7 protein-coding genes are annotated in these 18,518 nt (G+C 72.4%); 4 read left to right on the top strand and 3 right to left on the bottom strand.

From position 1 onward, the window contains the following. The first annotated feature begins 1 nt into the window (after position 1). The 3 genes from WMF46_RS49840 to WMF46_RS49830 all read left to right on the top strand — a co-directional run bounded on the left by WMF46_RS49840 (position 2) and on the right by WMF46_RS49830 (position 10,316). Complete coding sequence (locus WMF46_RS49840) at positions 2-5,569, top strand: cellulose synthase (protein ID WP_437983692.1); 5,568 nt, start codon at positions 2-4, stop codon at positions 5,567-5,569. Between the two features lie 666 nt (positions 5,570-6,235). Further along, positions 6,236-7,735, top strand: coding sequence for a protein kinase domain-containing protein (locus WMF46_RS49835; protein WP_437983691.1), 1,500 nt, complete (start codon positions 6,236-6,238; stop codon positions 7,733-7,735). 172 nt (positions 7,736-7,907) lie between these two features. Further along, complete coding sequence (locus WMF46_RS49830; protein WP_437983690.1) at positions 7,908-10,316, top strand: hypothetical protein; 2,409 nt, start codon at positions 7,908-7,910, stop codon at positions 10,314-10,316. 96 nt (positions 10,317-10,412) lie between these two features. On the opposite strand, the gene WMF46_RS49825 is transcribed toward WMF46_RS49830, so the two are convergent. The 3 genes from WMF46_RS49825 to WMF46_RS49815 form a co-directional block, all read right to left on the bottom strand. Next, positions 10,413-11,228 carry a Uma2 family endonuclease gene (locus WMF46_RS49825; RefSeq protein ID WP_437983689.1) on the bottom strand — a complete coding sequence of 272 codons (816 nt, stop codon included), beginning with the start codon at positions 11,226-11,228 and terminating at the stop codon, positions 10,413-10,415. 252 nt (positions 11,229-11,480) lie between these two features. Next, positions 11,481-16,403 (bottom strand): hypothetical protein, encoded by a 4,923-nt coding sequence (locus tag WMF46_RS49820; RefSeq protein WP_437983688.1) that lies wholly within the window; start codon positions 16,401-16,403, stop codon positions 11,481-11,483. After that, complete coding sequence (locus WMF46_RS49815) at positions 16,391-17,332, bottom strand: hypothetical protein (protein WP_437983687.1); 942 nt, start codon at positions 17,330-17,332, stop codon at positions 16,391-16,393. The genes WMF46_RS49820 and WMF46_RS49815 overlap by 13 nt, the downstream gene beginning before the upstream one ends. 647 nt (positions 17,333-17,979) lie before the next feature. Between WMF46_RS49815 and WMF46_RS49810 the strand changes: the two genes are divergently transcribed. After that, complete coding sequence (locus WMF46_RS49810; protein ID WP_437714904.1) at positions 17,980-18,477, top strand: type VI secretion protein; 498 nt, start codon at positions 17,980-17,982, stop codon at positions 18,475-18,477. The last annotated feature ends 41 nt before the right edge of the window (positions 18,478-18,518 follow it).

The following is an 18,518-nucleotide window of genomic DNA, read 5'->3' as shown; positions in this document are numbered from 1 at the left end:
GTTGCCAGGCGGCGCGCACGCACCGAGCGCGACGCGCACGCCGCTGCCGGGCGGCGCGCCCACGCCGGGCGCCCCACGCGCGCCGCTGCCGGGCGGCGCGCCCACCCCGAGCGCCACGCGCACGCCGATACCGGGCGTCACGCCGAACGCCGCGCATGCGCCGGGCGCCACGCCCGCGCAGAGCACAGCGGCGCCCGCGCAGAGCGCCGCGCATGCGGCGACCGTCCTGCACGCGCCGAACGCCGCGCATGCGGCGACCGTCCTGCACGCGCCGAACGCCGCGCATGCGCCCGCGCCGAGCGCCGCGCACGCGCCCGCCCAGCCACCTCCGGCGCCCCGCTCCCAGCCGAACGCGCCCGAGGCGCCCGCGCAGAGCCCGCAGCTCGCCGCGCCGGACCTCGCCACCGAGCTCCAGCAGCGCGCCGAGCGGCTCAAGGGCAGCGATCCGGTCGGCGCGGCGCGCGCCCTCGTCGAGCTCGGCATCCACGAAGAGCGGGTGCTCAAGAACCCCGCCGCCGCGCGCCGCTCGTACGAGCGCGCTCGACAGCTGTCCCGCACGCTCGAGCCGGCGCTCTCGCGGGTCCACCGCGTGCTCGACGCGCGCACCGAGCTCGCCCTCGCGCTCGAGGTCGTGGAGGACAAGCTCCGCGTCGCCGAGACCGACGCGCTCCGGGCCGACCTCCTCGCCGAGCGGGCGCGCCTGCTCCAGGCGCTCGGGCGGACGCCCGAGAGCTGCGAGACCTTCACCGAGGCGCTCCGGCTCGTCCCGCTCCACGCCGCGTCGCTGCGCGGGCTCGAGATCGCCCTCCGGCGCGAGAGCGCCCGCGGCGCCGAGCAGGCGGCCAAGGACCTCGCCGCGCACCTCGACCGGCTCTCCGCCGCCTACGCCCCAGGGCGCGGGCGGTCGGACGGCGACGGCCAGCTCACCGCCTGGGTCCACGTCGAGCGCGCCGCCGTGCTCGATCGGAAGCTCTACAAGCCGGAGCTCGCCCTCGCGTCCCTCGAGGGCGCGATCGCGTTCGATCCAGGGCCTGGGCCCGTGCGGGAGGCGCTCCGCCGCCACCTCGTGCACCACGACGGCATCGTCGGCCTCGTCAGCGCGCTCTCCCTGGAGGCCGATCACGAGAGCGACGACGACCGCGCGGCGCGGCTGCTCTACACGGCGGCGCGGCTGCTCATCGACAAGATCCGCTCCCCGGCGGACGCGGTGCCCCTCCTCCGGCGCGCGTCGACGCGGGCCCCGGCCGGCTCGCCGACCGCGCGGCGCGTGGTCGGCGAGCTGATCCGCCTGCTCGAGGCGAACGGCATGCTCGAGCTCGCCGCCAACGTGCGCCAGAAGGAGCTCGCGCTCCTCACCGACAAAGAGGCGATCATCCACGAGCACGTCCGCCTCGCGGAGATCTACGACACGCTCGGGGACGCAGAGCAGGCCGCGCTCCACGCGACGCGCGCGCTCGAGCTCGATCCGGAGGACAGCTCGACGCGCGAGCGGCTCGACCGCGCCCTCCAGCGCCTCGGCCACCACGCGGAGCGCGTGGAGGTGTGGACCGCCGTCGCCAACGCCGACCGGCCCGCGCCCGTCCGGGTCGCGGCGCTCCTCCGCGCCGCGGACATCTCCGAGCGCCACCTGAAGCGGCGCGACGAGGCGCTCGCCATCCTGCGCGCCGCGTGGGCGATCGAGCCGGGCAACAGCTCGGTCTTCGACGCGCTCTCCGCCCTGCTCACGCCGGACGCCCTGGCCGTCGAGGAAGATCCGCGCGGCGTGCAGGCGCGGCTCGACCTGTACACGCAGGCCGCGAGCGCGACGGAGGACCCGACGCGCAAGATCGGGCTCCTCGAGAAGCTCGTCTCCATCTGGGAGGACGAGCTCGCCCAGCCCGCCCGCGCCGTGGAGGAGATCGAGAAGATCCTCGCGATCGACCCGGAGCGGCGCGCCGCGATCCTCGCGCTCCAGCGCAACGCCGCGCGCGCGGGCGACGCGCAGCGGCTCGCGCGCGCGCTCTGCGCCGAGGCCGAGCTCACGAGCAGCCCGCGCGAGCAGCGCAGGCTCCTCCTGCGCGCCGCCGACGTCACCGAGCTCCGGCTCGGCGATCGCGACCGGGCCTCGTCGCTGGTCGATCGTGCGCTCGCGATCGATCCGGCCGACCCCGACGCGCTGCGCGCGCGTATCCGCCTCGACGAGCGCGCCGGCCGGTACGAGGAGGCGCGGCGCGCGCTGCTCAAGCTCATCCAGCGCGACCCCGCGGGAGACGCGGCGTTCAGCCTCTGGCTCGAGGTCGCGGGGCTCGACGAGCGGCGCCTCAAGCGGCCGCACAGCGCCGTGGAGTCGTACCGCGAGGCGGCGCGTAAGCGGCCCGCTCACCCGCTGCCCCGGATCGAGATCGCGCGGCTCCTCCGCGAGACCGGCAACTACGAGAAGCTCGTCGAGGTCCTCAGCTCGCTCGCCGACGAGGCGCAGCGGCCCGACGACCACGCGCGGCTGCTCTTCCAGGCGGCCGAGGTGCAGGAGCTCGCCCTCGGGCGCGATCAGGACGCCCTCCGCCTCCTCGCCCGCGCCGACGCGGCGCTCGCCTCGGGCCAGCACGATCCGGCGATCCTCGACGCGATGGAGCGCATCTACGTCCGCGCCGGCGGCGCAGGCGTCGGCGTCGGCCTCGGCGCGCCGGTCGCGCAGCGGCCCGCGACCGGCGCCCGCGCGTCCAGCCTGCCGGGGATGTCCGCCTCCATGATCGCGAGCGAGCTCGCGGGGCTGTACGCGCGCTGGCTCGAGCGCAAGCCGCCGGCGCTCGTCGATCACGCGCTCCGGATCTCCCTTGCGCTGGTCCTCGCGGACAGCAGCCCGCGCCAGGCAGTCGAGATCCTGGAGGGGCTCGTCGGGGTGGTGCCGAACCACGTCCCGGCGCTCCGCATGCTGGAGCAGCTCTACCGGCACCTCGAGGCGCCGACGTCGCTCGCGACCGTCCTGCGCGCGGAGGCCGACGTGTTCACCTCCGCCACCGCGCGCGGCGGCGCCCTCTGGGAGATCGCGTCGCTCGAGGAGCAGCTCGGGCCGAGCGCCGCGCTCGAGGCGCTCGCGCGCATCGTGAAGGAGGCGCCCGACGACGCGGCCGCCCACACGGCGATCCTCCGCATCGCCGCGAAGGCGAGCCCCGCGGATCCGATCGCGCCGCGGGCGCAGGCCCTCTTCGCCAGCGCCATCCGCGACAGCCGGGAGTTGACGCCCGATCCCATCGCGCGCGCCCTCTACAGCGTCGAGGAGGCGCTCCTCGCGGAGGCGCAGGCCGACGCGGACCCCGCCGCCGCCCGCGCGGCGCTCGCCGGCTTCCGCAACGCCCTCGGGCTGTGGCCGGAGAGCGTCATCGCGGCGCGCGGGCTCGATCGGCTCGCGCAGCGCCTCGGCGACCGCGCGAGCGTGATCGCGGCCCAGCTGGCGCTCGCCGACCTCGTCCTCGGAGCGCCCGCGCGCGCGATGCACCTCGTGCGCGCGGCGGAGCTCACCGCCGAGGACGCGTCCCCCGAGGGCCGCGCGCGCGCGCTCGATCTGTACGAGAGCGCGCTCCGCGCGGATCCGAGCTGCGTGGCCGCGGCGCGCGCGCTCGCCAAGGAGCTCGCGGGCGATCCCCAGCGGCTCACCGATCGGCTCGGCGAGGCGCTCGGCAAGGCCGCGAGCCGCGAGGCGATCTCGCTGCTCGGCACGGAGATCGCCAGGTCGGTGCTGCAGCACCACGGGCGCCCGGGCGCGATCGACGCCGGCGTGGGCATCTCGGCCGTCCGGCGGGTCATCGAGACGCTCCCGAACGACGCGGCCGCGCTGCTCCTGCTCGCGCGGCTGCTCACCGCGCAGCGCGTCTGGCTCGAGGCCCGCGACGCCCTGAAGCGCGCCGTGGCCGCGGCGACAGACGCCGAGACCAAGATCGCGGCGCAGTTCCTGATCGCCGACCTGTACGAGGGGGCGCTCGCGAACCCGGCGCTCGCCCAGGACGCGCTCCAGGCGGTCCTGTCGCTCGACGCGCAGAACCGGCCCGCGCTCGAGCGGCTGCACAAGCTCGGCGTCACGCGCGGCGACCACGCGCTCGCGCTGCGCGCGCTGGGGCGCCTGGTCGAGCTGTCGCCCGACCCGGGCTCCCGCGTCGAGGCCGCCCTGCGCCTCGCGGACGCCTACCGCGACGCCGGCGACACGGCCGGCATGGTCCGCACGCTGTGCGACGCGATCGTGAGCGCGCCCGGCGGTGACACGCGCGGGTGGGTGGCGCTCGCCCGCCTGTACCGCGTCGACACGAGCGAGGGCGCCGCGGCCTACGCCAAGGCGCTCGCGCAGCTGCTCGAGGTCGCCGAGTCCCGCCGCATCCCGGCCGATCCGCGCTGGCTGACCACGCTCGGCCTGCTCGAGTCGACCCTGCTCGTGCGGCCTCGCGACGGGCTCGCGCGCCTCCAGCAGGCCGTCGCGCTCCCGGGCGCGCCGCCCGAGTCGCGCACCGCGCTCGGCCGCGGGCTCGAGGCGGCGGGGCGCAACGCGGAGGCGGTCCAGGTGCTGCGGGACGTCCTGACGCCCGATCCGGAGGTCTTCACGCGGCTCCCGGATCTCGGCCCGGCGCTCGCCGCGCTCGAGGCCGCGCTCGCCAAGGACGGGCGCGCGGAGGAGCGGATCACCGTGGAGGAGGTCCGCGCCTGCCTCGGCGAGGTGTCGCTGGACCGCATGTCCCGCCTCAGGGGCCGACGCGTCCCGTCGGAGGCGCCGTACGCCGGGGCCTTCGCGGGCCCCGAGATGGGCCGGCTGCTCCTCCCGGAGGCCCGGAGCCCGTGGATCGACGTGGCGCTCGCGATCGCGCCGATCGCGGCGAAGGCGATCCGCTTCGAGCTGAGCAACTTCGGCATCAGCTCGCGCGAGCGGATCGGCCCGCGCGACAACCACCCGACGCGGCAGCTCGCCGAGCGGGTGGGCCGCGCGCTCGGCATCGAGGCGTTCGAGCTCTACCTCGTCCCCTCGTGGCAAGGAGCCGCCCGCGTCTTCCCGGGTGATCCCCCTGCCCTCGTCGCGCCGACGTCGTTCATGGAGCTCCCGGAGCTCGAGCAGACGTTCGCGCTCGCCCGCCTCTTTGCGCGCATCGCGGTCGGCTTCACGTTCCTCGACGAGATCCCGGCCGAGGCGACCGACGGCCTGCTGCTGGCGTCGATCCGCACGATCGATCCCGGCTTCGGGTCGGGCGCCATCTCGCCCCCGCGCGAGCACGCCACGCAGCAGATGCTCCCCGGGGTGCAGCGGGCGATCGGGCGCCGCCAGCGCAAGATGCTCGAGGAGCTCGCGTCGACCGTCGCCGTGTCGTACGACGCGCGCGCCTTCGTCCTCGGCCTGCGCCGGAGCGAGCACCGCATCGGCTACCTGCTCTGCGGCGACGCGCTCGCCGCGATCGACTACCTCCGCCGGTACGATCGCGACATGGCCCGCTCGACCGAGGAGCCCCGCCTGCTCCTTCAGCACCCGGTGTCGAACGAGCTCCTGCGCTACGCGCTCTCGGCCGAGGCCTACGCCGACCGCCGACGCGCCGGATCCATCTGGCCCGCCGTCTGAGCTGAGCGGCACGCGCCCGCTTCGGATACGGGCCCACCTCGACGTTTTCGGTGCTCGGCGTGCTGGAGCACGCCTGTGCGCCGAAAACGCCGATCTGGGCCCGTCTCCTGTGCGGGCGCGCGCCGCTCGGCGGGGCGCGTTCCGGGGGGACGAGCTCGGCGGGGCGCGTTCCGGGGGGATGAGCTCGGCGGGGCGCGTTCCGGGGGGATGAGCTCGGCGGGGCGCGTTCCGGGGGGGATGAGCTCGGCGAGGTGCGTTCCAGGGCGGATGAGCTCGGTGGCGCGGGGGCTTCACCGGGGATGAGCTCGGTGGGGGCGCGCCACGAGGATGAACGAGCGGTGGTGACGCGGCTTGGCATGGTGTGTTTCATGACCGGTGAAGTTCGATGTCGAGAAGATATCGGTGCTTCTGCGGTAACAGGGACGTACAGGGGGCCGGTGATGTTATGTGGCTCCCGGGGTCGCGGTGGGCAGCCGACCATCCGTGTTGAAAAGATCACTGCGCCTCTGCGGCTACAGGGACGTACACACGAGCACCTATGTCGTATGGCGCGCCGGGGTGCGCGGTGCTGCGTCGAATACGTAATTGTCCGACCGGAGCGGTGTTTGGGTATCTGAGGCGCGCGGAGAAGGTCGGGAGGACGGCGCGTGGTATCCTGATCTCCGCGTGAGCAATCCGCTGATGCCGGGCGCCCTGGTGGCAAGTCGCTACCGGGTCGATCGCCAGCTGGCCGAGGGAGGCATGGGGGTCATCTGGGCCGCCACCCACCTCGCGAACGGCGAACGTGTGGCGCTGAAGCTGCTGCGCCCCGGCACGGCGGAGGACGCGTCGACTCGGCGGCGCCTCGTCCGGGAAGCGCGCGCGGCGGCGGCGGTCGATCACCCGAACGTGCCATCCATCCACGACGTGCTCGAGCTCGACAACGGGACGCCGTTCCTCGTCATGGATCTGCTCGAGGGGGAGTCGCTCCGCGACAAGCTGCTGCGCGAGGCGCAGATCCCGCTCCCCGAGCTGTCGCGCATCCTGCTGCCGGTCATCTCGGCCGTCGGCACCGCGCACGCGCTCGGCATCGTCCACCGCGACCTCAAGCCCGACAACATCTTCCTGCTCACGCCCGACGCGGCCGCGCCACGTGCCTCGCCCGGCCCAGCCGCGGAGCACCCGAGCGGCGCGCCGGCGCGCGGCTCCATGGATTCCGCGGACGCGCGGGAGGCAGCGCAGCACGATGCCCGCGTCAGGGTGCTCGACTTCGGCATCGCCAAGGTCACCGCGGCGCCCGGCGAGACCAGCTGGTCCTGGGGACGCACCGGGAGCGGCGAGATGCTCGGGACCCCGTACTACATGTCGCCCGAGCAGATCCTCGGCGAGCACGACGTGGATCACCGCGCCGACATCTGGTCGCTCGGCGTCATCCTCTACGAGTGCCTCACCTCGGTGCGGCCCACCGAGGCCGAGAACATGGGCAAGGTGATGAAGCGCATCCTGACCGGCTCCATCCAGCCGATCGGGGAGAGCGCGCCGACGCTGCCCGCCGACGTCGCGGCCATGATCGATCGCATGCTCAGCCCGGACCGCGCGCAGCGCCCGGCCGATCTCCGCGAGGTCGGCGCGCTCCTCGAGCGTTACGCGGCCGTCGCCCTCCGCCCCTTCGGCCCCCCGGCCGCGCCCAGGGTTCCGGAGAGCGACTCGCTCGTGCCCAGCGCCCGCGCCAGCGACCCGCTCGTGCACAGCGCCCGCGTCAGCGGCTCGCTCGCGCCCGACGGCCGCATCAGCGACGCGTTCCCGGCCAGCACCGCCGATCTGGACGGGGAGGCGTCGACCGCGACGCTGCGCGCAGGCAGCCTCCTGCCAGCGCCGCCCTCGAGCAACCGGCCGCGCGCGCGTGGCGCCGGAGCGGCCCCCCTGGACGCGCCGCCCGACGCCGCGGCGCTCTCCTCGCCGGAGACGGCCGGCGCCACCGCCGCGCTCGCCGAAGAGGGAGCGGTCGCCTCGTCGACAGGAGCGCGCCGCGCGCAGCGCGCAGGGATCAAGCTCGTCGCCGCCGGCGTGCTCATCGCCGCCGGAGCAGGCTTCTCCCTGCTTCGCTGCTCCGCCTCGTCAGCGCAAGAGTCGCTACGCCACCCCGTCATCGCGCCAGCGACGCCCGCTCCATCGAACAAGGAGTGATCCGGTCAACTCCGGATCTGCCGGAGAGCCATTGAGGGAGCTGCCTGAACGAGCCAGTGTCGAGCTCGCCTCGATCGGGTTGTGACGCGATACGCCAGCGCTCTGCCGGGGCGGATTCCTGTTGCGCCGGGATCTTGAACGCGGCGACGCTCCCGCACCTCAGGAGAGCGTCATGCCCAGCGATGTCATCGTCCGGATCCGTTCGCCCCGAGGGTTCATCGACCTGCCTGGCACCGTGGATGCCGTCGGGCCAGCCGCGTCGTCCGCCTTCGAAGAGCGAAAGTCCGCGCCAGGCATTCACCTGCTCGCGGTCGCGATGAGCGACAGCGATTATGCCATCTCGCTCTCGGCGCCGGTCCCCGGGGACAGCCTTGCGGCGCTGCGGGAGGGCGAAGGCAGGGCGATGCTCATCGTGTTTCCCGGCCACTCGCCCGTGCGCCGGCGGCTGCGCGCCGTCGCCGTCTCCAACGTCGAGGTCGTGCCGGATCCGGGCGTGGCGTCGCAGGCGGCGCCGCTCGACCTGAACGCGGGGCGCGAGGGCGCCGCGCCGCTCTGGCTCTTGCCCGCCGGCGTGTTCAGCGCGAGCCCGACCCTCGGCCCCGACGGGCCCGCCGCCCGCGATGCCCTCGTCACCGCGGCCCGGTGGATCTCGTCGCGCCGGACGAGCACCCTCACGCAGCTCTTCCCGCCGAGCGCGTTCCACCCGGAGGAGCCGGTGCGCAAGGAGCGGCTCTCGGCGCGCCGGGGCGCGGCGCTGCTGGATCAGGCGCGCGCGGCGCTCGAGATCGCGGCCGTGGGCGGCGAGGAGGCGAGGCGCGATCCGACCGCCGCTGCGACCCTGCGCTCGGCGGCGACGACCGTCCTCTCGCACCTCATCGCGACGTCGCTGGACGACCGAGGCTTCGCGCCGGTCGCGGAGCGCGCCGCCGAGGAGATCCTCGCGCTCATCGAGAGGGAGGCGGGCGACGAGACGGCCCGGCCGGCGCTGCGCGCGCACGCGATCCACCTGCTCCAGCTGCGCGCCCCGGGGCTCACGGCGGCCCAGCAGGAGCGAGCCCAGGGGCTCGTCCGCGGGCTGCTCCGCGAGGCGCCGCCGTACGACGAGCTCACGGGACCGTGGAACCTCGCGATGTGCGGCGCCTCGGAGTTCCACGAGGGCGAGTGCAACATCCTCGTGTCGACCCACGGCTTCAAGGAGGTCGCCCTCCCGCCCGAGGCGCCCCCGTCGCCGAACGGATGGAGCCCTTACCGCGCCTTCGAGGCCCCCTTCAAGACGCCCGCCGGCGAGCCCATCCGCGTCTTCGCCCGCGCTGCGACCCCGCGTGACGAGAACCTCGAGATGGGGATGATGTTCTTCATCGGGGTGCTCATCAACCGGCACGCCCAGCTCGGCGCCTTCGACCTCCGCGCGGCCGCGGTGCAGGTGAAACAGGAAGGGTACAAGCTGATGATGAACTCGCAGTGCGCGGGGCTCACCACGCGCTTTGCCGTCTCCCAGATGTTCCCGGACGCCGACATCTACTCTTCGTGGGACTCGACGTACTTCAGGACCGGATCGGACGGCGTGGTCACCTCCTCCGAAGGGGTCGATTGCTTCGTCGCCGCGCTGCGCGGGATGAGCAAGCGCGCGTCGCACGCCGAGCTCGACGCGCGCCTCCGGAAGGCGCAGTGGCCCCACCCGCAGGCGCAGATCGCCGGGTTCTCGCAGTTCGTCGGGCCCTCGCACCCGCTCGTCGTCGCCCGCTACTCCGACGTGAACCGGGACGGGCGCGCGGATTACTACGACGGCTTCCTCGACTTCCAGCTCGCGGACATCGCCGAGGACATCGAGGCCTCGATGACGCCGCGCGACCCGGGGGTGAGCGCGTCGCAGATCGGCGGCGACGGCGCGGCGGGCCTCAACTGGGCGGCGGGCAGCCTCAATCGCGTCGCGCAGTACTCGGACATCTGGGCGGGGCTCGCGGGCCAGAGCGAGCTCTACTATGCCTTCCAGTCGGGGGGCTTCTTCAGCCACCGCGAGCCGCCCCACGACGTGCCCACGGGCGGCGCCGTGCAGCAGGATCTCGGGCGGCTCCCGGCCGTCACCCGCTTTCAGCAGAGCAAGGAGGCGCTCGGCGGCCTCTCGGTCGAGGTCATGTTCCACAGCCACCTGAGCCACGCGGCCAAGGAGCTGAAGCGCCTGCTCTGCGCGGCCGACGCCATGCGCCGCGCCTTCGATCTCGGCCACCTCTCCGGCGAAGGGGCGCTGTCCACGCCGAGGGGGCAGCGCTGCGCCATGCTCCTCACGATGGCCGGCCTGCTGGAGTTCCCCGCGGACCAGAACCGCATCGACGGCCTGTGGTCGATGGCGCTCAAGGCGCTGCGGCTCCCGCAGATCTCCCGCAGCGCGGTGCGCGCCTGCATCACCGCGGAGGACCACGAGCTCTCGAACTACTACGGATCGCAGCGCGGGTTGGCGCAGCTCCTCTCGGCGCTCGAAAAGAGCGATCCGGGCGCGTTTCAGCAGCTCGGGAGCGAGGATCCGCTCGTGGGGAGGCTTTCGGAGATCGACCTCTCGGCCGAGGGGAAGCCGGAGGGCTGAGCTTGAGAGCGCAGGTCGGGGGCTGAGGCGGTCGTCGCACGCGTCGTGCTGGCGCAGCTCGTGACGGCCGGACGGAGACAGGGCGAGGGCGCAGCGCTACCGAGCGCGGGCGAGCAGCGCCTCGAGCTCCCGGATGCGCCGCTCGGCAGCCTCGCGGGCCGCGCGCTCGGCCTCGGCGTCCCGCTGCGCGGCCTCGGCATCCCGCTGCGCGGCTTCGGCCTTGCGCTGGGCGCGCGCCGCCTCCCGGCGGGCAGCTTCCTTGGCGGAGCGCTCTGCCTCTTCCGGGGTCAACCAGCGCTCCGCGCCGGCCTCGTCGGTGCTGAGGTCGAACGACGCGCCGGCCGGCGTCCGCGCGGCGTGAAGCCAGCCCCGGAGGAGCTCCGACCATGCGGGCCCCTCGCCGGCATGCACCTGCACGAACATGGCGTCGTCCACGCGGCGCCAGATCTGGATGCGGAACGGGCCGCCGTGGGCGCGCGGGCCCTCGTGGAACGGGTCGAGGATCCACAGCTCCTCGACCCCGCAAGCCGCATACTTCTGCGGCGCGATGACGTAGTCCTTCGTCGGGTGCTGCGCGCTGACGATCTCCACGGCGAGCCGCGGCGCGACATGGCCCGTCTTCCAGAGCCTCAGGCTGCGCACCGCGTCCCCCTCCGGGGGCGGCGGCTCGGCGACGTAGACGTCCGGGTCGACCCCGAGCCGCGGGTGCTGGCGATCCCAGCGGACGGCGAGGTTGCGGCCTATCTTCACGGTGCGCTGGGCACGGGCTGCCCAGCCGAGCAACAAGCCGCGGACGCGCTCGCTCAACAGATCGTGGGGGCTCGACTCGGGCACCGTCTCCTCCGTCAGCACCCAGCGCTCGAGGTCCGGGACGACCTCGGAGCGGCGGATCACGCGGAGAGACGGCGGCATCGGCCCAGAAGGTAGCACGGGGCCGGGGGCACGCTGCGCGGCGGGCAAGGTCGGCGGATTCCTGGGTGCGGTCATGGGAACACCTCCCCCCGGCACGGAAGCGGCCGCGCTGCGGGGTGTCTCTGTTAAGGAGTTCCGGGCAGGCGGGGCGGGTGATTTCGGAAAATGCGTCGCCGCGTTGCGAGCGCCCGAGCGCCGCAGGAGCAGCGCGCAGCCGCCCACGTGGGTACCACTGCCGGGCACCGCTCCAGCTCAAGGCATGCTGGCGATCGCGACGGAGGTGAACCCACTGCGGTTGGAGTCGACACGCACGGGCATCGTCCAGCGCGTGCAGCCGGTGTTGCCCACCCCCAGCGCTGTACAGCGCGTATGCTCGATGCGCGCGGAATTCTGGCTCACATAGGCGAGCTCGACAACGGCTTCGAAGCCGGATCCCCTGCCGGTGCCTCGGGCGATCGCCGGTGAGCCCACGATGCGAAACGGGTTGCCACCGGAGTCGACGAACGGCAGGGACGGGGACCAGGTGTCTGTATTCCGGCGGTAGAAACTCGTATACAAGTGCCCAGCCGGGTCGCTCTCGCTGGCTCGGTAGGCGAGCGCGGCGTCGCCTCCAGGCAACGCTGCCAGCGCGACCGGGGACGTCGTCGTCGCGGAGCCAAGTCGGACGGGTGTCCCCCAGCTCGTCCCCCCGCTGCGCTTCGTCCAGAATATCTGGTTCTCCACGACGACGACCATGAGCAGATCTTCGCTGCTCGTGGCAACCATCGCGACCGACGAGGGCGGCGTCCCGCCAGTGTCGCTCAGGTCCGGCGTTCCTCCATCAACCCACGAATTCACCCCGGTCCGCTCAAACGCCCGTCCGGCCCTCGGCGCGTTGACAGGGAAGGCCATCCATGGACGCTCCGTCTGAGGCAGTACCGCGAGGCCGAACCCGATTTCGGTCCCCCCCGGTGACTCGACGGAGGCCGCCGTCTCGGGTGCTGCCGACCAGCTACCTCCCGCGAACTGGAGATAGAAGTAGTTGTCCAGCGGATCAGGCATCCCCGTCACGTCCTCGAAGTATGCCGCGCTTGTCCGTGTCCCGAGCGAGCCAAGCACCGGCGCGCCTGTCGTCATTAGCTCGGTGCCCAGCGGAGCCGCAAAGGGTGACCACGTCTCGGTCTCGTATGACCACCGCGTGTAGCGCAACGGGGCCGCCCCGGGAAGATCGGAGTTGCGCACCAGCCCGATCCCCTCCGCGACGTTCAGCGTCAACGCCGGCGGCGACGCGGTCGATGCTCCGCTCAGCGCCGCCGCGGTCCAGCCCCCTCCGGGATGGAAGTGAGCGCCAACGAGCGAGACGGTGTCCCCCTGGTTCGTGCTGCGCCTACCCAGGATGAGCACCGTGTGCCGCGAGCAGATGCGCCGCGTTCCGTCGTTGGACAGCGTGCAGAGCGCCCCCGGCGCGCACTCGGAATCGCTCGTGCAGCTCGTCGCGCAATCGCCGGCCGTGCACACATAGTTCCCGCATGGCGTCATGTCCGGCATGTGAGCATCATCAGGACACACGCCGCTCACTCCATTGCAGCTCTCCGAGACGTCGCACCCCCCCGCCCTTGCCGCCCTGCACGCCGCTCCCTCCGCACGCACTACGTCTCCCGGGCAGGCCGTGTTCGTGCCATCGCAGGTCTCCACTTCGTCGCACGTCCCCGCCAACGCTCGACACACTGTATCGCGCGGGACGGGGGAGCACGTCCCCAAGCGCCCGGTCAGGTCACATGCCTGGCAATCGCCGTCGTCGCCGTTCCCACATGGCGTATTGCAGCAGACCCCATCGACGCAGTGCTCGCTCGCGCACTCGTCCCCGTCGGCGCACGGACCACCGTTGGCCATGAGCGTCGTCGAGCACGCCGCGCCGACGCAGGCCATCGGCCCGCAGCTCGCCGAGGGCGCATCGACGCACCGCCCCTGGCCATCGCAGGTATCCGCCTGATTCAAGGTGACGCCGTCCGCCGCGCAGCTCGCCCCGCGGCACACCGTACCGGTCGGATGCAGCTGACACGAGTCCCCCCCGCTGCACACGCCGGTCATCCCGCAGGTGGACTCGGCCTGCACCGCGCATTCGTTGTCAGGATCTTCACCCATGAGAACGCTCGTGCACTGGCCGTCCCGGCCGAAGCCCTTCCTCGCGGCAGAGCAGGCTCGACAGGTCCCCATGCAAGCGGAATCGCAGCACACGCCGTCGACGCAGTACCCGCTCGCACAATCGCTCGCGCGCGAGCACTGCTGCCCCTCGTCCTTCTTCGTCACGCAGCGCTCGCCGTCGCAGTACGCGGCCGGCGCACAGTCCTCAATACGCCCGCACCGCTCCAGGCAGGCGCCGGCCGAGCAGCGGTAGTTTCCGCAGCTCGCACCGGCGCCGTCCACGCACGCGCCGTCGCCGTCGCAGAGGCCAGGGCTGAACGCCGTCAGCCCGTCTGCGCTGCATCTCGCCGATGCGCACGTCGTTCCACCGGCATAGAATTCACATCGACCGAAGCCGTTGCAGGAGCCGATCGTGCCGCAGGTCGACGGCGCCTGGTAAGCACACTCGTTGTCCGGGTCACGCCCAGCCCCGATGAGCCCGCAGGCGCCGTCAGGACCACCACCCGGCCCCTTCCGCGCCTGGGTGCAAGCTTCGCACGCCCCGTTGCACGGAAGGTCGCAGCATATACCATCCGTGCAGATCCCGCTCAGGCACTCCCTTGCCGTGGCGCACGTCATGCCGTTGACCTTCCTCGCGACGCAGGTCAGCCCGTTGCAATAGGCCGTCGCGGAGCAGCCCGCATCACCCACCCGCGAGCAATCGTCCGGGCAGGCCCCCGCGAAGCAGACGGCGTTCCCGCAATCGGTGGTGCCCGCGTCAACACAGTCGCCTGCGCCGTTGCAGAGCGGTGCGCGCGTCGCCCCCGACAAGTCCGCCGTGCACGCGGGCTCGCCGCACGTCGTGCCCACCGGATAGAGCTGGCAATGCCCTCCCCCATCGCAGAACCCGTTCGTGCCGCAGGAGTTGCGCCCCTCGTCGGAGCACTCGTTGTCCGGGTCCGCCATGGGCATGATGGACTCGCAGCGGCCGTTCTCTCCCCGACCTTTCTTCGCGTTGCTGCACGCCATGCACAGGCCGGCACAGTCCGAATCGCAGCAGAACCCGTCAACGCAGTTCCCCGACCCACACTCGCTAGCCTTGTCGCACGGGACACCGGGCCCCTTCTGCGCGCAGAAGCCCCCCGTGCAGACGTTGCTCGCGCAGTCAACGTTCCCGCCGCAGGGCTGGCCGACGGCGCACTTCACCGGGCACGTGCCGCCGCAGTCGATGGCCGCCTCGGTGCCATTGCGCACGAGGTCGATGCAGGTAGGCTCTGCGCAGGTCTGCTCGATGCACACGCTGCTGAGGCAGTCCCTCCCCGAGAGGCACCGTGCGCCGCTGGTGCATCGTGGACATGAGCTCTCTCCCCCGCAGTCGGTGTCGGTCTCGCTCCCGTTCCGCACCCTGTCCGTACAGGTCGATACCTGGCAGATGGAGTTACTGCATCGAGAGCTCCTGCAATCCCGGTCGAGGACGCAGGCCCTGCCGTCATCGCAGCTCGCGCAGCCTGCTCCGCCGCAGTCGGTGTCGGTCTCCCCGCCGTTCCGCACGTCGTCGTCGCAGCCAGGCGAGATGCACACGCGGCTCGCGCAGACGAGGCTCCCGCAGTCGCGCGGGATGTCGCACGACTGGCCGATGGCGCAGGCGATCGGGCAGCTGCCACCACAATCGATGTCCGCCTCGCTGCCGTTCCTCCGCCTGTCGTTGCACGTCGCCGCGCGGCACGTGCCGCTCTCGCAGACGAGGCTCTCGCAGTCGGAGTCCTGGTTGCACCTCTTCCCCGGCGCGCACGTCGCCCCGCACACCCCTCCGCAGTCAGCGTCCGACTCGGCGCCGTTGAGCACTGTGTCGAGACAGCAGAGATTGCCGTTGTCGATGATGCCGTTGCAGTCGTTGTCGACGCGGTCGCACCCCTCGAGCACGGGGAGGTTCACCTGGCGGCACTTGAGCTCACCGCCCTCGCAGGTCTTGACCCCGACCGCGCAGGCGCCCCTGAGCTCCGGGTTCTCGGTGATCAAGCACTGCTCTCCGCCGCCGGGGTTGCCGTCGTCGGGGAGGCCGTTGCAGTCGTCGTCCACCCCGTTGCACTGCTCCGCCGCCGCGAAGATGGTTTGCTGGCAGTCGAGGCCCTTTGGACCGCACACCGTGATACCGTTGCGGCAGGGACCGAGCACGCCGGACACCGAGCAGGGCAGCCCCTCGCCGAGATCGCCTTCGTCGATCTCGTCGTTACAGTTGTCGTCTCTCAGGTTGCATATCTCGGGCTTGGGCAGGACATAACCCTTGCACGGCCCCCACTTGCCAGCGTTGCACTCCTGCGTGCCCGTCGCGCACTCGCCGATGCCTGCCACCGCCAGATCTTCATGGCAGCTCTGGGTGCTTCCGTCGACGCAATCGCACGTGTCGTCCGGCACCCCATCGCAGTCCTCGTCAAACCCGTTGCACTCATCGATCCCGGGGAGCGCGTCGCCCTTGCAGTCGCCCCAGGCGCCGCCGTCGCACGTCTGCTTGCCCTGCTTGCAGCTCCCCACCCCGAGCGTCGATTCCCTGCCGCCGTAGCAGAATTGCTCCTGTCCGGGCGCGCACTCGCACCCTTCATCCACGGCGCCGTCACAGTCGTTGTCGCGCTCGTCGCAGATCTCCTCGGAGGGCAGGAGATCGCCAACGCAGTCCCCCCAGACGTTGTTCGCGCACTCCTGGATGCCTGTGTGGCAGAGCCCTACGCCGCGCGTGAGCGGCGATCCGCCATAGCACTCCTGCCGTTGGCCCGCCTCGCAGGCCGACCCCTCATCGACGACGCCGTCGCAGTTGTCGTCGATGCCGTTCGGGGTCTCGTCATTCATCCCCGCCTGGGGACCACAGGCGTCCGGCAGGCCCTTCTCGTCGCAGGCGGGCACGAGGAGGTGGCAGGCGCCGACCCCGCACTGGAGCGGGGGAAGCGGCGCTCCGCCGTTGCACGGGTTGTCACCGTAGTCGGTGTCGATGCCGAGCACCGCCGTGCAGCTCAACACACCGAAGACGAGCACTAGGCCCGCAGCGAATCGCCAGTACGCGCGCATCACCATGTCCACGTCGCCCCCACGTAGCCTTCGGACCGCCCTGACGCGCCCACGAGGATCACGGGCGTAGAACGCCTCACGATCGTCGGGCGGTTCGCTCTGCCGAGCCGCACACGATCAGGCTCCGTCGCGAGGAGCAACACCACCCCCGCAACGCCGACGAGACCGATAGGTAGAGCCACCGTGCTCACCACGCCCATCGTGGCGGCACGATCCGCGGCGCTCTCGCCCTTCTCATTGCAGAAGCCGCCCGCGCAGTTCGTCGTGATCGTATCCTTCTGCCCCGCCGCCACCACGCCCGTCGCCACGCTGGTTGCTATCCCGCCGAGCCCCAGCACCCCCGCCGCGATGTACCCGCCGAGCCTCCACCCCGACATGCCGTCGTCGACGGCGGGCGGCAGCAACACCGGCACAGGCTCGAGCGGCCGGCTATATCGCACCGTCTTCGCCTCATCGCCGGGCTGCGCCACCGTCAGATCGATCGTCAGGCGCTCTCTCCGGTTCACGAAGAACCGCCTGTCCCGCGGCGGCCCCCCGGGCGGCTCGGTCCTCACCCACTGCTCTCCCGGATCGACCGGCATCGGCACCCCGAGCACCACCGGCACCGCGTCCGGGCTCGCCTTCGACGACCGCGTCACCTTCGTCCCCTTCGGCGCCGCCTCCGGCAGCCGGAACGTCACCCGGGGGATGTCGGCGTCGAGCCGCTCCCGCCTCTCCAGCGCGAGCTCCTGCCGCGCCGCCTCGTCCTGCTGCTCCGGAGGGGACAGGCGCTCGAGCGCGTCGAGGTATTCATCGTAGTGCAGCGCCGCCGTGGCGATGCGCCCCGCCCGCTCCTCGCACTCGGCAAGATGAAACAGCGTCCGCGGCCGCTTCTCCAGCCGATAGCTCTTGCGAAGCAGAGGACACGCCGCGTCGTGACGACCGGCCTGAAGGTCTGCCATCCCTTTCTCGAAGAGCTGCTCTGGATCGCTCGCGCTGGCCGGCGCCGTCGACCCCAGCAGCGCGCACCCCAGCAGGACCGCCGCCGCCCAGCTGCCAGACCGACAGCCGAGAGAACGACGAGGCGAAGAGGAGAGTTGGTCGGACCCCGCGCAGGTCGAAGCGGACATCTCAGGTGCTCCATCAAGGTGGCATGAAGGTCATGGCGCCTCCGCGCCCGTCGTGCGCAGCCGGCATCTCCTCCACAACCAAGTCCCCGCTGCATCTTACGTGGGTGCCTAGCGCGGGCCAACGGAATAGCGCGCGGTCACGAGCCCCATAGCCGCCGGCTCGCGCGGCGCGAGACCGAGCCCGTCTCCTCTCCTGCGAGCCCCTCCGAGGTCGTTCCTTCCGCAGACCCCGGCACACCGCGCCGGCGCTGCACACATGAACATCTCGACAAGAAGAGGTATTTCGTGTGTCGGACTCGTTGCCAGTGCGCCTAAAGCATTCCGCGCGCGCAGCACCGAACCAGCCGGCGCCGTGTCGTTCGACGCGGCGCTCATGGCTCGTTGCAGCAATCGGGCGAGCACCTCGCCCGCATCGGCCGCTTCACCGGCCTCTGCAGTTTTTTTCCATGCGCCGCGCGCCCCCAGTTACCATCGCTTCCATGCCGTACCCGACCGGCGTCCGGGGGCGCCGGAGTTCGCTCCGCCGCATCCTCGGGGCCCTGCTGGCGGCCTGCGCGCTTATGGGTTGCGGGGGCGGGGTGGTAGCTACTCGCCTTCTTCTCGAGATCCGCATCGCCGCGCTGGCGAACCAGAACTCCCCGATCCCTGTCACGCTCCTCGCCGTCTATGACACAAAACTGTTCGAGCGCCTCGCCGAGATGTCGGCGAAGCAGTGGTACGAGCAAAGGGATCAGCTCCGGCGTGATTTCCCTGGCGGAGACGCGTTCACGGAGTGGGAATGGGAGTTCGTGCCGGGGTACACGCCGCCTCCCGTCGTGGTGGAGATCCCCCGAAACGCGAAGCCGCTCGTGTTCGCCAATTACCGCGCGCCCGGATCCCACCGCATCCGCCTCGGCTCCCAGCAGCGGATCCGGATCGAGCTGCAGGACGGCGACTTCGCCGTGACCACCCTCGAAGCCCTGGAGCAGAACCGATGACCGCGGGCAAGCTCCCGACGCGCCGCGCCACGGACAGCCAC

The organism is Sorangium sp. So ce117 (genome assembly GCF_051524395.1).
In the GTDB taxonomy this organism is placed as follows: domain Bacteria; phylum Myxococcota_A; class Polyangia; order Polyangiales; family Polyangiaceae; genus Sorangium; species Sorangium cellulosum_B.
The sequence above is the reverse complement of the archived record's forward strand: the minus strand, read 5'-3'. Positions and strand labels throughout refer to the sequence as shown.

What these genes read in the sequence shown, in the direction of transcription:
- WMF46_RS49830 (WP_437983690.1), top strand. Translation starts at nt 7,908, where the DNA reads ATGCCCAGCGATGTCATCGTCCGGATCCGTTCGCCCCGAGGGTTCATC.
- WMF46_RS49825 (WP_437983689.1), bottom strand. Translation starts at nt 11,228, where the DNA reads ATGCCGCCGTCTCTCCGCGTGATCCGCCGCTCCGAGGTCGTCCCGGAC.
- WMF46_RS49815 (WP_437983687.1), bottom strand. Translation starts at nt 17,332, where the DNA reads ATGGCAGACCTTCAGGCCGGTCGTCACGACGCGGCGTGTCCTCTGCTT.
- WMF46_RS49810 (WP_437714904.1), top strand. Translation starts at nt 17,980, where the DNA reads ATGCCGTACCCGACCGGCGTCCGGGGGCGCCGGAGTTCGCTCCGCCGC.